We start from the raw sequence: 16,748 nt of genomic DNA, 5'->3' as shown, positions 1-16,748 counted from the left end.
TACTTGGACCGCAGGGTCCTGGGAAAGTAAGTCGTTGCCAGGTAGTGCAAAAGACCATCGCATGATGGTCTTTTTGCGTGTAACTACATGAAAACGAGATAACGTACTGCATGATGCTCTGGGGTCGGTTCCACCCGTTCGATCCACACTGCAGGAGTATTCGTCTCGGGACGCAGTGTGGCGAAATGCTCATCCGCATTTCGTATCTCGAACACGGAAGTTAAGGATCCACACTGCTGGAGTGTTCGTTACGAGACGCAGTGTGGCGAAAGGCTCATTCGCCTTTCGTTCCAGGGCTGATGATACTTGGACCGCAGACGTAACAGTCCGGTGGACTGTTACGCGGTGAGCGCGCTGTGGGAAAATAATACTGAACGCGCCACCTACCTGGGAAAGTAAGTCGTTGCCAGGTAGTGCAAAAAGATCATCATAATCGATGGTCTTTTTGCTTTTGTTGGGGTAAAAGTTTTAGCATTCGCTGCGTGAAAACAGTTTGTGCATGTATTTCGCAGTTTCGAAAAAGCCTTAGACGATATACAAATCGATTCCCAGACTTACGTAGTAATCGTAACGAGAGGACATCGACATGATAAAGTCCGCTTGAAAAAAGTGATTCATCAACCTACGGGATATATCGGGATGATTGGCAGTCGCCGCCGGGTGAAAGCTATGTTGGCTGAATTACTGGAAGAGGGTATTCCGGCTGAGAAACTAGAGAAATTGTATTCTCCCATTGGGTTGAAGATAGGTGCGGAGACGCCGGAGGAAATCGCAGTTTGTATTTTGGGCGAAATAATTAAAGTTCAAAAAGAGGGGTTAGCCTCTGGGGTGAATAATCTAACCCAAACGGAACAGGCTGATGACATAATTAATAATAACCAGCCACAGAAGATTTCAGTATGAAGAAGATTTATCTTGTGCGGCACGGGGATATAGGACTAGGCAGCGATAAAAGATATATTGGCATTCAAGACCTTCCTTTAAGTGCAGAGGGCAAGCGACAGGCTGTTGCTTTAAAAGAGCATTTAGCGCAGGTGTCATTGGACAGGATTTATTGCAGTAAATTAACTAGGTCACTGGAGACAACCGCTATTATTGCCGCAGCCCGCGCCGGGGCATTGGCCATAACCTCTTTGCCAACTTTGCACGAGATCGCTATGGGAGAATGGGAAGGAAAGTTATTCAGCGAAATTCGGGAGCGGTTTCCCACCGAGTATCGGCACAGGGGAGAAGATATCGTGAATTATCGGCCTCCCGGTGGGGAAAGTTTCCTCGACTGTTACCGAAGGATTATCCCTGTCTTTGAGAGTATTGTCCAGTCGGATGACCAAAACATCCTTATTGTCGGGCATGCCGGGGTCAATAGAGTGATTTTAAGCCATGTTCTCGCACGACCTCTAGAGAACATTTTTGACTTAGAACAGAGTTATGGGTGTTTATATATTTTGACCCAGGACCCAGACGTTGGCTGGGATGTAGAATATATTAGGAATCAATAAACAATTGTTGATTATTGCCCGAGATTATCTGCTACGCTAAGGAAGGTGCTAAGGTTGCGTAGATGGTGGCTGGTCATCTTATTAATAGTTAAAAGTTCTTATAGTAAAAAGTTCAAATTGCTAGGTTAAAAAAGATTTAAAGTTCTGCAAAATCGGCGTGAGCTAAAAAATAGTTAATAGAAGAGGCTGGGTAATGGTTATAAGTAAATACCCAGCCTTATTTATTTTGATTCATCCTTGACAGGATATGGTAGTGGGAATATTCTGATACTAATATAAAGCTATAGGTTCCATTATAGTGATGGCCTCTATAGCTTTTTTAGGGTATTATGATGATTTACTATTTTGCCAAAAAACCTTAAAAAGGAACTTAATTATGGCGATGGTAATTTTGAGTATACCGGTAAGCGGTGAAGCAGCCAAACTTAAACTAGACATATTGATTCTCCTCTATATTAAATTAATGAGATTGGTTAATATAACATATTCAACATGGCCAAGCATGTGAAGAATACAAGCGGGCAAAAATACAAAACAGTAAGATCGAAAAAAATAAAAACTGTAAAAAAATAGGTCTTGCTAATTATGTATTGATTAACTATACTAGATAAGGCATTCAAACAGTTAGTTTTCTAACTATTAGTTATCTTACTATTTCAATTTCTTAGGATAGATTGGAGTGGACAATGTGGATTTCGATGATGCGAAACAAATTCATCGGCAGCTCGTTACTTTTATGGGGTTGTTTCATGAAAAATTTCTACTCCGATTTCGCAGCGAAATGAATCCGTGGCCGGATTTGAAGAAAAACCATATGAAAATAATTAATATTCTCTATCATGAGAGCCCCATAACATTAACCGAGATTGGCAAGCGGTTAGACATCGAGAAAGGAAGTTTAACAACATTAATTGATGTTTTGGAAGAAAAAGAGCTGGTTATTCGTTCAAACGATCCTAAGGACCGCCGCCGCAATTTACTTTACTTAAGCCCCCAAGGTAAAGAAGAGATGGAGCAGCGTATTGCTTTTTATGCTAAAAAGATGGATGAATATTTAACTGGGTTTGATCCTAAGGAAATCAAGGTTTTTAAGGATAACTTAGAGGGAGTAATCAATTTTTTTAGTAAGGTTTAAAAAAAATTTGTTTTGTTTTAGTACTTTTTAGTATTAGAGAAGGCTATTTTGAGGTAAGAGAATGCAGTTTAACGGGGTACAGATTGGAATTTTGAGTGAGAAAGAAGTGTTTTGATGATAAGCTTAAAAAATGATAGTATCGGCAAACTACTTTGGGAATTCTCTTTACCGGCAATTGTCGGGATGTTAGTTAATGCACTTTATAATATTATTAGCCGGATCTTCGTGGGGCGAGGCGTAGGCTCGATAGCAATTGCAGCCGTAACCGTGGCGCTCCCGATAATGACCGTATTAATGGCCGTAGCCATGCTGATTGGTGTAGGAGCCACAGCCTTGATATCTATTCGCATGGGTGAGAAGAAGATGGCTGAGGTGGAGAAAATCGCCGCTAATGCTGCTTCACTTTTAGTCCTTCTGCCTTTGATCTTATCCCTGATTTATTTTTTCTATGCTGATCCTATTTTAATGCTCTTTGGCTCTAGCCCGGAAGTGCTCCCTTATGCTAAGGACTATATTCATATCATTATGTTGGGAGCGGTTCCAGGAGCAATAGCCTTCGGGATGAACAACTTCATCCGTGCCGAAGGGAATCCCCGGATTGCTATGATGACCCAGATCATCGGTGCCGTGATTAACATTGTGTGCAACTACATCTACATCTTTATTTTCGGCTGGGGGATTAAAGGATCTGCATGGGCGGCAGTAACTGGACAGACGGTCTCCGCCATTTGGGTTCTCAGTCATTTTCTCCTTGGGCGGCGCAGTAAAATTAAGCTAAAGGCTAAAAACCTAAAACCCGAGATATCGATCGTCTTAAAGGTAATGGCCATAGGTTTTGCTCCATTTGCTATGCAAATCGCCAACAGTATTCAGCAGACCCTTTTAAATAAGACTTTAATGGAACACGGTGGAGACCAAGCACTTTCGGCGGTAGGAATTGTTATGAGTGTGGCTATGCTCTTGTTAATGCCCATTGTCGGTGTTAGCCAGGGGGCGCAACCGATTATTGGCTTCAACTATGGAGCGCGTGATTATGATAGAGTTAAAGAGGCTTTGAAAAAGGCCATCTTCGTCGCTACAGGGATGGCGACAGTAGGGTTTATTCTCCTTCACCTGTTTGCCACGCCTATTGTCGGACTCTTTAGTAAAAATGATGTGGCCCTTACCGACTTAACAATTCATGCCTTGCTTACTTTTATGGCACTAATGCCGCTTGTCGGCTTCCAAATCATTGGTTCCAGCTACTTTCAGGCCGTGGGGAAACCAATTCAATCAACTTTCTTAAGCCTTTCCCGCCAAGTGCTCTTATTTATCCCGCTGTTACTAATTTTACCTAGAAAATACGGGATTGAGGGTGTGTGGATTACAGCCCCTATCGCTGATGCCTTGGCAATTCTTATTACCGGATCATTTATTTTCTTTGAATTAAAGAAGCAAAAAAAGCTTGCCCTGGCCCTTGAAGCAAAATAGTTGTAGTTAACCGCTTCTTCCTCTGGGAATGAAGCGGTTTTCTTTATGCCAATTTCTTTATTGTGGAAAAAATGAGTATCCTTTATACTAGTAAATATACCGATGAAACTATATTAATTTCATAGGACTAAATCTTTTTAAAGGGGATATCTTATGGACCACGATAAGAAAATTGCTGTTTTAATCGATGCCGATAACGTATCGGAGAAATATATTAAACCGATCTTGGACGAAGTCTCTAATCATGGCACTCCTACCTATAAGCGTATTTATGGAGATTGGACCAAACCTCAACTATCCTCTTGGAAAAATGTCCTCCTTAATTACTCCATAACCCCAATTCAGCAATACAGCTATACCACGGGTAAAAATGCTACTGATGCAGCCTTAATTATCGATGCTATGGATATTCTCTATTCCAATAATGTAGACGGATTTTGCATTGTGTCCAGCGATAGTGATTTTACGAAACTGGCGGCACGTTTAAGAGAGGCGGGGATGTACGTAATAGGCATGGGGGAGAAAAAAACCCCTACCCCCTTCATTGCTGCTTGCGAGAAATTTAAATACCTAGAAATTTTAGCCGGAGTCTCAGCTAATAATAACGATAATGGAACCCAGCTCAAGAATGGTAAGCATGAACCAACTAAAGACGGGATGGCAACTTTAGACGAGTTGATCCGGACCATTCGGATTATCGTTACGGAAAGTTCTGATGAAGATGGCTGGGCATTTTTAGGGGAGGTTGGCAAGAGGCTAAACAAACGTTATCCGGATTTTGACACTAGAAACTATGGGCATACCAAGCTTACCCCGCTCATCTCTTCTTTAAAACAATTCGAGATTCAGCCACGTAAAACCAGCAATCCGAATATTATTCATTATTTTATTAAAAATAAGCCTAAATAAGGATATTGGCAAGTTGTAAATGTTGCATAGTTCAATTCATATATCTTTTAATTTTGGGGAATCTAAGCTATAATTTATCACTGAAATTATTTACTTGATGGTTAAGGAGTAATGTACTTATGAAGAGACAAAAAAGAGTCGCGGCAATTCATGATATTTCTTGTGTAGGCCGATGTTCATTGACAGTAGCCTTACCGATACTTTCGGCAGCAGGAGTTGATACCGGAGTATTGCCAACTGCGGTGTTATCCACCCATACCGGCGGCTTCGAAGGATTTACTTATCGTGATTTGACCGAAGATATCGAGCACATCTCTAAGCACTGGCAGTCCCTAAATATTAAGTTTGATGCTTTATACAGTGGATTCTTAGGCTCCTTTGAACAGATAGATTTAGTAGCGGATTTGTTTAAAACCTTCGGTGGCAACGAAAGTCTCATCATGGTGGATCCGGTTATGGCGGACAATGGAGTGCTCTACTCCGTCTATTCACCGGAGATGGCTAAAGGAATGGCCAAACTATGCTCTATGGCAGATTTAATTGTTCCTAACCTGACGGAAGCGGCTTTCATGCTCGAGGAAGATTATGTAGGGGAGAAATATACCCAAGAATATATCGAAAATACCTTGAGAAAACTATCAGATATGGGTGCTAAGAAAGTTGTGTTAACCGGGATTTCGTTTGATCCTACCCAACTGGGGGCAGCTTGCTACGATCGGGAAACAGATATTGTAAATTATGCCTTTAATGAGCGGATGGAAGGTTATTATCATGGGACAGGAGATGTCTTTGGCAGTGCCTTGCTATCCGGCCTCTTAAATGATTTCTCTCTTGCCGAAGCTACCCAAATTGCTGTTGATTATACCCTGGAATGTATTAAATTGACGGTAGAAGCCAACCAGGAACGGAGATACGGAGTCTGCTTTGAAAGAGCACTGCCCTATTTAATCAAGAGATTAGGGTTGTTGAAAGAGTAGCAGATTGACTATTGTTAGAAGAATATAAGTTTTTAAGGAGAAGTATCTGTTTAAGGTACTTCTTTTTTTGTATGTATAAGGGCGACCGATGACCTGATAGAAATACATTAAGTAATTAGAAAAGTCGAAATAGTTGTGAAGGAAAAGTATTCGGAAATAGCGAATTATTTTTAGTATATGGAAGTGAAATCTAATGCTGCACAGAAGGAGGGAGATTCATGGCGGAAATTTTATTTTTAGCCACCCATCCGGAAATTGCCCAAGTAGCTCACAAAGTATGTGAAGGAAGCAATGATGTTACTATTAAGGTGTCGAGAATGGATGAAGCTGTTGAACTTGCCAAAGAGGCGAGTAAAATGGGATATCATGTTTTGATCAGTCGGGGTGTAACTTTTTGGAAACTAAACAACGCTGGCCTGGAGCTCCCTTTGGTGGAAGTGTCCATTGGCGGCTACGATATTGTTCATGCCTATTTTGAAGCTAAGAAAATCGGCAATAAAGTCGGGATTGTGGATGTTGAGGAAGTTGTAAATAACACGGATCTCGATGGGTTTGCAGAAGTCGTTGGTGATGAGCTGGTAAAATATGCCTGTCATAACGACCTGGAAGATATAAGTAAAGGAGTCCAATACCTGCGGGAGCAGGGAGTGGATGTGCTCATAGGTAAAGTCGCGATGTCTAACGAGGCACGGGGACAAGGAATGAAGTCAGTTGTAATATCCTCGGGTTTGGATTCTATCCGGAGAGCCATTGAAGAGGCCCGCCGTGTTAACCTGGTACGAAAACAAGAAATGCGCAAGGCAGAACAATTTAAGGCTATCTTAGAATTCTCTTATGATGGGATTATTGCTCTAGATAAGGAAGGGAAAATTACAGTTTTTAATAAAGCCTCGGAAAACATTTCGGGATGGAAGGCCAAGGACGCTATCGGAAAATATATTACCGAAATTATCCCTAATGCCGGCTGTCAAAGGCTTTTGAAAAGTGGACAAACAGAAATCGCGGAATTCTTGGAAATAGGGGCTGCCAAAGTTCTTGCCAATCGAGTGCCGATAATTGTGGATAATAAGATCGAAGGGGTAGTCACGACATTTCAGCAAATCGAGAGACTGCAAAAGTTAGAAGGCAAAGTAAGAAGGAAGCTGGCAGATCGTGGTCTGGCAGCAAAATATGCCTTTCCCGATATTCTGGGCAATAGCCTGATATTAGAAAATGCCAAAAATTTAGCTAAGGAGTATGCAGGGGTAGATTCAACGGTTTTAATCCAGGGAACCACCGGCTCTGGAAAAGAGATGTTTGCCCATGCTATTCACAATGCAAGTCGACGCAAAAATGAACCCTTTGTGGCGATCAACTGTGCTGCTTTACCTGAGAGCCTCTTGGAAAGTGAATTATTCGGATATGTTGAGGGAGCTTTTACCGGTGCTCGTAAAGGAGGCAAAGCCGGTGTGTTTGAAATGGCTCATGGCGGGACCCTTTTTCTCGATGAAGTGGGAGAAATGTCCCCTATGCTACAAGCCCGTTTGTTAAGGGTCATCGAGCAAGGGGAGGTAATGCGCTTAGGGGATAGCAGCATTATTCCGGTAAATGTACGCTTAGTGGCCGCAACTCACCGCGACCTGAGAAAAATGGTGGAAAACCACAAATTTCGGGAGGACCTCTACTTTAGGCTTAATGTTCTTACTTTAAAAATCCCCCCTCTTTGTGTCAGAGGAGAGGATATTATCTTAATCGCCTATCGTTTTTTAAGTGAATTTTGCTCACGCCGGGGGAAGGTGATGGGGAGATTCACAACCCGTGCTGAAAAGATGCTATTGGATTACAGTTGGCCCGGCAATCTGCGGGAACTCCGCAACGCTATGGAACGACTTGCCATGAGAACTTGGGAGAACCAAATCACCGCTGAGGATATCGCCAGTGTCCTTTTCATAGATAATATCGCTTTATGCTCGGAAGAAACCTCTACCCAAGCAGATAATGTCTCTACACAAACATCTCTAGAAACAATCTCTGGCAACGGGGAGAAGGCAATAATTAAGTTGGAAAAACAGTTGATTATGCAAGTTCTAGAGGAAGTAGGGGGAAATAAGACAGAGGCGGCACGAAGGCTGGGTATGAGTAGAACAACCTTATGGAGAAAACTACAGCTTTAGCATAACTCGCTAAGGCTAGAAGGCGCCCGGAAAAGTAGTGTTTCAGAACTGTTTCAACTGTTGCAAATAAGAAACGTCTTAGTGTTTCAAATATGAAACGACTAAGACGTTTTTTTAAAACTTAACGAATAGTTGGACAATTCTGCCTTAATTAAATCTGCCGACTACTCTGAAAACTAATTTCTTACTAAAGTACAATCCCAATATTACTAGGCTTTTACTAAGTTTAAGCAAAAATCACAATCTTTTTTAAGTAAAAGAGAATAATAGCGTAGTTTTGGTATGCTTCTTGCTTAAATATAAAAACGTATTTAAAAGCGAGGAGGTGTTTAAAATATGGCACTAAAAGAATTACCTGTTGTTCCTTCAGGAGATCCTGGTTCATTAGCCGAGTCACCGAACTCAGCAATGGTGAGAATCTATCGGCCGGTTATTAATGACCAAGCAAAAGTAAATCCAATGGTGCTGCTTTATTGTCCGGATGGTGCTTTATTACTAGATGAAGATGAAATCAAGATTAGTTATAAGTATTGCAAAGGTTGCGGCATCTGTGCCAAGGAGAGTGCCGGGATCGAGATGATACCCGAGTACAAAGGCCCCCGTGGTATTTTTTAGGCAAAGGAGGTAATAATGCCAATGAATAAAGTACTAATCACAGGAAGTGAAGCAGCAGCCCTTGGTGCCAAGCTTGCCAAAATTGAAGTACTCGGCTATTATCCGATTACTCCAGCTTTCCCCGCTATGGAAAGATTAAGCAAATATATTGAAGACGGCGAATTAAACTGCAAGTTCATCAGGGTTGAATCTGATCATAGTGCTCTTGCGGCAGTTTTAGGAGCCTCTTTGGCCGGTGCGCGTAGTTATACAGTAACTAACTCCCAAGGTTTACTGCTCATGACAGAAGTGGTTTATCACGCGGCAGGTCTACGCCAGCCCATCGTCATGGGAGTTGCCAACCGGGCCTTGTCCGCTCCTCATAGCCGTTTCCCAGAACATGGAGATGCGGTGTCCCAAGGGGCCAGCGGGTGGATCCAGTTTTTCTGTGAAAATAATCAGGATATTATGGATAACACCATTCAGGCCTTCCGTATCGCAGAAGAATTGCGTACTCCCGTCATGGTTAACTATGAAGGATATATTCAGTCCCATACCTTAGAAGAAGTTTATGTCCCTGAGCAGGATAAAGTAACGAAGTTTCTACCTTTAAATCGTCAACCAGCCCTAGATATCAATAACCCAAGAGGAGTTAATGCGGTAACCAGTCCTGAATTCTATACAGATTACAAATACAGACAAAATGAGGCAATGCTAGCAGCATTAAATCTTATTCCCCAGGTTGCTAATGAATACAATGCGGAGTTCGGTGCCAAATCCTGCGGACTTGTCGAAGCTTATAAAACAGAAGATGCAGAGCATATCATCGTTGCCATGGGTTCAATCGTCAGCACGGTACGACTTTTAGTGGATGAGCAGAGAAAGCAAGGCAAGAAGATCGGCTTGTTAAAAGTCAAAGTCTGGAGACCATTTCCAGCTGAAGCTATCTTAGCTCACTTAAAAGCTGCTAAATACCTTACGGTTCTCGATAAAAATATCGTTTTCGGTGTAGGCGGAGCCTTAGCAACGGATATCAAAGCTGCTTTCTATGGACAAGGAGATAAAGTAATCAACGGCGTAATTCTTGGACTTGGCGGTCGCAAATGCGGAATCAGCGAAGTTATGGAAGCGGTTGAGCATACTGAAAACGGTTCAGCCGTGAATAAATCCGAGTGGATCGGTTTATAAAGGAGGGATAAAAGATGTTAGACTTTAAAGAACTTCCAAAAGTAGAATTATTCGGACAAGGAAATGTAGGTTGTAAGGGATGTGGGGCAGCCATAGCCGGAAGACAGGCTATGAAGGTACTGGGGGAACGGACCATTATTACAATTCCTGCCTCTTGTATGGCTACCCTTGGTGGCAACAACACCAAAACCACTTGGCGAGTGCCCTTCTATCATACTCTCTTTGAGTGTGCACCGGCTATTTCCTCAGGAATCAGGGCCGCCTTAGATATTCAAGGAATTAAGGATGTTAATGTGGTATCTTGGGCCGGCGATGCCGGGAGTGCGGATATTGGCTTCCAATCCCTAACCGGTGCCGCTGAACGTCAAGAGCATATGATCCATGTCCTCTATGATAACGAAATGTATATGAATACAGGAGGTCAAACCGGTAGTCAAACACCCTTGTATGCCATTACCAGTAATAGTGCTTTAGGTAAAGTAGTTCATAAAAAGAATATGCTGGCTATTATGGAGGCCCATAGTATTGATTATGTGGCTAGTGCCAATATCGCCTACCCGGAAGATCTCATAGCCAAATTTAAGAAAGCGGCGGCTAAGGAGGGATTCTCCTATATCCATATCCTGGCACCCTGCCACCGGGGTTGGCAGATCAAACCTGAGGAATCCATTGAAATCTCCAGAAAAGCAACAGAATGTGGACTCTGGGAGCTCTTTGAAGTGGATGGAGGGAAGAGGACTCGAACTTACGAGCCTAACTTTACTCCCGTTGCGGACTATCTTAAGTCCCAAGGCCGTTTTAAAAATCTAACTGAAGAACAAATCTTAGGTTACCAAAAATCTGTCGATACCTATTACGGAAGAGGGGAGTGAGCTAAGTGATTGAAATAAAATTCTTGGGACGTTTTGGACAACCTGTCGGAAAAATCACCAGAACAATAGCTAAACAGCTCATGTCCGAAGGCAAGCATGTCCAGGTATTTGACGGATTCGGCGCTTTTCGTCCCGGCAATCCTACTAATTCTACCCTGAGAGTTGCAGATGAGGTGATTATTGAGCGCTCAGATAATGAGACCACACCGGATGTAATTGTCGTCCTCGATAATAGTTTATTCGAGGTAAGTGATGTAACCAAAGGGCTCAAGTCAAAAGGAGTTGTGATGGCATTAGGAGTTGGACCTGAGGTTCTAGAAGAAAAGGCAGAGAAGGTTAACTTTATTAAGCTGGACTCTTATATAAAGAAAGAAAATGATATGGAGCAAGAACTACTGAATGCACTCAAGGAAAATAAGCTTATAGTATAGATTTCAATAATCGATTTTGCACTATATAAATAGCTGATATTGAAGGTATGGTGTCAATATCTAATATTTCGAAACTTTTAGAGGAGGGTGAAAGATATGGAGAACGCAATTCTGCAAAATCCGACGGTGACTCTTGTAGCCTTTGCAGCAGTAATAATATTGCTATTTTGGTTAATTGCTAAAACAAAGTGGCACGTATTCCTTGCTTTGTTAGTTCCCATCGTATTATTTGCACTTGTTCCGGGGGTGAAATTAAATCTATTCATTAAAGCTTTTGAAACTGGATTTGGTAAAACTGTACAAGGGATTGCGATTGTCATTGTTCTCGGCTCAATTATCGCCGAAGCTTTAAAGCATACCGGCGGTGTTGAAAAGATTACCTTGACCATGGTTAAATGGGTTGGAGAAAAAAGAATGCCTTTAGCACTTACGCTTGCCGGATTTGTGATTGGTATAGCCGTCTTTTCCGATATCGGCTATGTTATTCTAAACCCGTTGGTTCACGGTGCTGCAATTGCAGCAGGCACGAACATGAGCGTTATGGCAACAGGCTTGGTAGGTGCGATGCAGCTAACCCACGCTATGGTTCCTCCTACTCCCGGACCTTTAGCGGCGGCAGCTGTTATGGGAGCGGACATCGGTAAGATCATTCTTTACGGAAGTATTGCTACCTTCGTTGGTTCTTTAGCAGGCTGGGTTTTTGCTATGATCATCGGACCTAAGGTGCCTTCTCCTCCGTCTAAGGAATTCCTAGGTACTTCTTTTGTAGAATCTGGTAGAGAATTACCATCTACTGTAAGAGCATATGCTCCAATTCTTGTACCCCTGATTTTAATTGCTCTACAGAGTGTATTTTTAAATACCCTTCCCAAGGAACATGTCCTTAACAACATTTTCGCTTTTATTGGTTGGCCGGTTGTTGCGATGCTGATCGGGGTAATCCTTACCTTTATTAACGTCAAAGACGAAGAATCCAAGAAGAAATTCTTTAGTCCTTGGATTGAAGATGCACTTCGCACCTCAGCTATGATTATTGTTGTAACCGGGCTTGGTGGGTCACTTAGCGAGATTCTCAAAGGAACCCCTGCTGTTGATACAATCGCCCAAGCAATTGCAGGCTCCGGAGTTCCCCCCATTTTCTTGCCATTTATTCTGGGTATTGTCGGAAACATGATCACAGGATCAACAACTGTGGGTGTTATCACAGCTGCATCAATTGTCGCACCAATGCTAGGAACATTAGGTTTAAGCCCGGAGGCAGGCATGTTAGCTGGTGCAGCTGGTTCCGTTATGATTAAGTATGTTAACTCAAGTTACTTTTGGGTATGTACTTCTCTTTCTAAAATGGAACTTAAATCTGCACTGATTTCTTTTGGTGGCGTTACTTTTGTTGGTGGAATATTCTCTATGGCAGCGGTTTATATGATGTGGATTATTGGACTCATATAGGAGCATGAAATGGAAAAGTTTTTATACAGGTATCTCGCTAAAGCTGCTAATGTAAGGTTCGTTACGCCCGGGCTGAAAGTATCTTTAAAGGTGGATTTAACCTTGGCTCATGATGGTACAGGGCCGGCCCTACTGAAGCATTGGGGGCAACGAAGCGAGAAACGGCCTGCAACGAGTAAAGCACTTTTTACGTTGGATCACACATTCCCAGCCCCTACCATCAAGGATAGAAAATTTCACAAGGCGTTTCGCGAGTTTTGTCAAAAGCAAGATGTCGATCTTTATCAAAATGGAGAAGGGGTTCTGCATCAAGTTGTTGCAGAAGAAGGGACTATCTGGCCAGGAATGATTATCGTAGGAGCAGATGGCCACGTTGCTACAGCGGGAGCCTTTGGAGCAATTGCCTTTTCGGTTTCCTCTGAAAAATTAGTTCCAGTATTAGAAGAGGGGTACTATGCCGTTCAGGTACCGGAACAAGTAACAGTAGCTTTAGAAGGACATCTTTCTCAGAATGTTCTGCCTCGGGATGTTGCTTTCTATATAGTGCGTAAATTGGCAGAAGAAATAAAAGGAAAGGCGGTAGCCTTAACAGGTTCATTATTTCAGCAATTATCCATTGCCGGTAAGATGAGTATCTGTAATTATTTGCCTGAAGGGGGGGCAGTTACCGCCTTTGTTCTTCCCGAGGATGAACAAGATCAGGTAGATTACTCACTGAAAGCAGTTGAGATCGAGCCTTTAGTTGCTGTCCCACCAAGCCCTACTTCCATCACCACGGTACAGGAGGTAGAAGGGACAGAGATCAGTTTTGCCATAGCTGGCGGTTGTTCCGCCGGTCGCGTGGAAGATATGGAGGTTATAGCAACCATACTCAAAGGCAAACGTGTTCACCCTTCCGTAACCTTTGTAATCACACCTGCTTCAAAAAAAGTGTTAGATGAAATGGAGAAACTCGGAATTTCACGTCTGATTCGTGATGCTGGTGCCGTAATAATGCCCCCAGGATGTGGTTCTTGCCCAGGGAAGCATTTTGGGTTGCTTGCGGACGATGATGTTGCTATCACTACAACGATACGAAATAATCCCGGACGTATCGGGTCCGAAGGAGCCCGGATTTATCTAGCTTCTCCACTTACTGTAGCTCAATCTGCAATTAAAGGGAAAATTACAGTAGTCAAATAATTTCTAGGGAATAATGGGGCAATCCCCATTATTCCCTCGTCCTATATTTAATGTGATTAGTACTCTTTTTCCCAAAAAAACCAATATAGCTTTATTCTCTTGCCAAGCTTTATTTTCGCGGATCAAGAGAACGTAAAAGAAAATTTAACTATCGAGCTACCAACATCGTATAGATGCTGGTAAGCAAAATATATAGTAGGATAAAATAAAAGGAGTGAGGAAGTCTATGGTTTCCAAGGAACGGCTTATCGAAGATATGGAAGGATTGTTTGGTTCTGAAAAGGTTCTAAAAACTGATCTGGTTAGATTCACGTATACCTATGACAGTTCGTTTGTTTCTCAGCAAAATGAGTATTATCCAGATGTTGTTGTATGCCTGAGCAATACTGAGGATGTATCAAAGTTAATGAAATATGCCTATGAAAATGAGGTTCCTGTTACTCCCAGGGGAGCGGGAAGCGGACAGACCGGAGGCAGTGTAGCGATTAATGGTGGTATTGTACTAGATCTTTCCGGTTGGACTGACATCGTCGAAATAGATGATGCCAATATGCAAGTTGTCGTAAGGCCGGGAATTGTTCATTCTAACCTAAATGCAGCTTTAGCCCCATATGGGCTCTTTTTCCCGCCAGATCCGGGAAGCTCAATGATGGCTACGATTGGCGGGATGGTTAGTAATAATGCCAGCGGTTTAAGAGCAGTGAAGTATGGAGCGACTTTTCAATATGTACTTGGCTTAGAAGTTGTTCTACCTAACGGGGAAGTTATGAAAACCGGCGGACTTAAATCAAAAGCTTTGAAGAGTGTTTCCGGCATCGATTTAACGCGAATATATTGTGGTTCTGAGGGTACTTTAGGTGTAATCACTGAGATACGCTTAAAAGTCTTACCCAAGGCCCAATCAAGAGGTATTATGCTGGCTCTCTTTGATAAGCTAGAAGATAGTGCATTGACAGTTCTCGATGTATTTAAAGCCGGCATTATTCCATCAGGAATAGAGATACTAGACGATGGTGGAATTCGTTGTGCTAATATTTTTAAACCGGATTTGCAAATCCCGGAAGTCGAAGCGGCAATATTCTTTGAGATTAACGGAACAAAACCGGCAGTTGAAGAAGAAGGCGCACAAGTGAAGGCCATCGCCGAAAAACGTGCCTCCAGTGTAGAATGGGCTACCGATCCCGAACGGATGGCAAAGCTCTGGCAAGGGCGGGCCGTAATCGGAGCGGCTTCGGCACGCTACATGGAAGGAAAGACTCGCATCTTTGCCGGAGAAGATGTTTGCTTCCCGATCTCCAAAGTACCTGAAGCCTTAAGGAATATCCGCAATATCGGTGCAAAATATGATATACCAGTTGTAATCTATGGGCATATTGGAGACGGCAATATGCACACTGCTCCGATCATGGATCCCTTGAATCCTGACGAAGTGGAGAGAACCCATAAAGTTGCCGAGGCTATTCATCGATTGGCACTAGAAATGGGCGGGTCCACTACGGGAGAACATGGTGTTGGTTTTGCCCGGGCCTCTTATATGGAGGAAGAACATGGCAAGGCTCTCGATGTTATGTGGGCTATTAAGAAAGCTATCGACCCGAAAACCATAATGAACCCCGGCAAGATTTGGAAGCTGGGGAGGGAATAAACTATGGAATCGGCATACAAACTAAATTTTTCGGAAGAACTAAAAAAATGTGTTAAATGCGGTACATGCCGTGCTCATTGTCCACTTTTTATTGAGATTAAGGGAGAGCATGGGTCACCACGAGGACGTTTGGCTTTGATCAAGCAGCTCCATGAAGGCAAGATCCAGCCTTCAGCGGAGTTGGCAGAGATTATCTATACCTGCTTGCTTTGCAAGACCTGTGCCGTTGAGTGTCCCTCGGGGGTAATCACCGATGAAATCATAATCGCCTCCCGCAATTATCTCAACGAAGTTATGAAACAACCGGTGATGAAAGGAGCTCTCCTCAAAGGATTCTTGACTCGCCCGGGTATGCTCTATGCAAGTATGACTTTAGCGGGACTTTATCAAAAAGTAGGTCTGCATAGTATATTGAGTAAGACGAAACTTTTTGACCTTCTTCCGGAAAAATTAAACGCCTGCACCAAAATTATGCCGGATGTGAGCCAAAAACCTGCCCGTTCACGTATTCCGGTAGTTACCCAGGCAAAAGGAGAGAAGAAGTTTAAAGTAGCTTATTTTCTAGGCTGCGCTACAAACCATATTTATCCCGATGTACCTGTGGCAGCTGTCAAGGTGCTAAGCAATAATGGCTGTGAAGTGGTCACCGTCGAAGGTGTAAAATGCTGTGGATTGCCTCACATGGCCTACGGAGAATTAAGCACAGCCAAAGAATTGGCAAAACACAATATGGAGATATTTTTCAAAGAAGACTATGATGCAGTGATTACCGATTGTGCCTCTTGTTCATCTACTTTCAAAGAAACGTATCTTCATCTTTTCGATGAGAAAGATTATGAATATGAGATGGCGAAGCAATTGGCTGCCAAGACTTGGGACCTCAATCAGTTCTTAGTTCTGAAAACAGAGATTAAGCCAGGGAACAAGGTCCGGAATGTTAGAGTTACCTACCACGACCCTTGTCACTTAAAGCGTGCCCAAAAAGTATTCAAGGAGCCTCGGGAAGTTCTCAAGCAAACTCCCGGTGTGGAATTCTTAGAAATGAAAAACGCAGACCGTTGCTGTGGTTCAGCCGGAAGCTTTGTTGTTATGCATCATGACTTGTCAATGAAGGTTTTAGAAAAAAAGATCAATAGTGCACAAGCAGTAAATCCTGACTATGTGGCAACTTCCTGCCCCACTTGTACAATGCAATTGAGTTATGGCCTGAAACAGGCGGGTTCACAAGCTCAAGTCATTCATCC

General features: G+C 42.8%; 14 protein-coding genes and 1 pseudogene. All 15 read left to right on the top strand.

What is annotated here, in order from left to right:
* Positions 1–501 precede the first annotated feature (501 nt).
* Positions 502–903, top strand: a pseudogene (locus AC1U9U_RS10410) (XdhC family protein); the annotation flags it as partial.
* Positions 900–1,499: an alpha-ribazole phosphatase gene (gene cobC, locus AC1U9U_RS10405; RefSeq protein ID WP_479960497.1), complete on the top strand. Its 600-nt coding sequence runs from the start codon at positions 900–902 to the stop codon at positions 1,497–1,499. The pseudogene AC1U9U_RS10410 and the gene cobC, both read left to right, overlap by 4 nt.
* A 688-nt stretch (positions 1,500–2,187) precedes the next feature.
* The gene (locus AC1U9U_RS10400) at positions 2,188–2,634 is read left to right on the top strand and encodes a MarR family winged helix-turn-helix transcriptional regulator (RefSeq protein WP_479960496.1); all 447 of its coding nucleotides are present in this window, start codon (positions 2,188–2,190) and stop codon (positions 2,632–2,634) included.
* A gap of 114 nt (positions 2,635–2,748) precedes the next feature.
* A complete protein-coding gene (locus AC1U9U_RS10395) occupies positions 2,749–4,104 on the top strand; it encodes an MATE family efflux transporter (protein WP_479960495.1) in 1,356 nt (451 codons plus the stop codon).
* Between the two features lie 153 nt (positions 4,105–4,257).
* Positions 4,258–5,013 (top strand): NYN domain-containing protein, encoded by a 756-nt coding sequence (locus tag AC1U9U_RS10390; RefSeq protein WP_479960494.1) that lies wholly within the window; start codon positions 4,258–4,260, stop codon positions 5,011–5,013.
* A 119-nt stretch (positions 5,014–5,132) separates the two neighbouring features.
* Positions 5,133–5,990 carry a pyridoxamine kinase gene (locus tag AC1U9U_RS10385; protein ID WP_479960493.1) on the top strand — a complete coding sequence of 286 codons (858 nt, stop codon included), beginning with the start codon at positions 5,133–5,135 and terminating at the stop codon, positions 5,988–5,990.
* A 218-nt stretch (positions 5,991–6,208) separates the two neighbouring features.
* On the top strand, positions 6,209–8,143 hold the full coding sequence (locus tag AC1U9U_RS10380) for a sigma 54-interacting transcriptional regulator (RefSeq protein WP_479960492.1): 1,935 nt from the start codon (positions 6,209–6,211) through the stop codon (positions 8,141–8,143).
* Between the two features lie 336 nt (positions 8,144–8,479).
* Positions 8,480–8,758, top strand: a complete 279-nt coding sequence (locus AC1U9U_RS10375) for a 2-oxoacid:ferredoxin oxidoreductase subunit alpha (protein WP_479960491.1) — start codon at positions 8,480–8,482, stop codon at positions 8,756–8,758.
* A 21-nt stretch (positions 8,759–8,779) separates the two neighbouring features.
* On the top strand, positions 8,780–9,925 hold the full coding sequence (locus tag AC1U9U_RS10370; protein ID WP_479960490.1) for a pyruvate synthase: 1,146 nt from the start codon (positions 8,780–8,782) through the stop codon (positions 9,923–9,925).
* 14 nt (positions 9,926–9,939) lie between these two features.
* On the top strand, positions 9,940–10,797 hold the full coding sequence (locus AC1U9U_RS10365; protein ID WP_479960489.1) for a thiamine pyrophosphate-dependent enzyme: 858 nt from the start codon (positions 9,940–9,942) through the stop codon (positions 10,795–10,797).
* Positions 10,798–10,802: 5 nt separating this feature from the next.
* Entirely contained in the window at positions 10,803–11,228 is a 426-nt protein-coding gene (locus AC1U9U_RS10360; RefSeq protein ID WP_479960488.1) for a 2-oxoacid:acceptor oxidoreductase family protein, read from the top strand.
* A gap of 96 nt (positions 11,229–11,324) precedes the next feature.
* The gene (locus AC1U9U_RS10355; protein ID WP_479960487.1) at positions 11,325–12,677 is read left to right on the top strand and encodes a GntP family permease; all 1,353 of its coding nucleotides are present in this window, start codon (positions 11,325–11,327) and stop codon (positions 12,675–12,677) included.
* A gap of 9 nt (positions 12,678–12,686) precedes the next feature.
* A complete protein-coding gene (locus tag AC1U9U_RS10350; protein WP_479960486.1) occupies positions 12,687–13,859 on the top strand; it encodes an aconitase family protein in 1,173 nt (390 codons plus the stop codon).
* 226 nt (positions 13,860–14,085) lie between these two features.
* Entirely contained in the window at positions 14,086–15,504 is a 1,419-nt protein-coding gene (locus tag AC1U9U_RS10345; RefSeq protein ID WP_479960485.1) for an FAD-binding oxidoreductase, read from the top strand.
* A gap of 3 nt (positions 15,505–15,507) precedes the next feature.
* Positions 15,508–16,748, top strand: a 1,241-nt coding sequence (locus AC1U9U_RS10340) for a (Fe-S)-binding protein (protein WP_479960484.1), incomplete at its 3' end; no start/stop codon positions are given.

The organism is Desulfitobacterium sp. (genome assembly GCF_982384815.1).
Note: the sequence above shows the minus strand (reverse complement) of the source record. Positions and strands in the feature narration are given on the sequence as shown.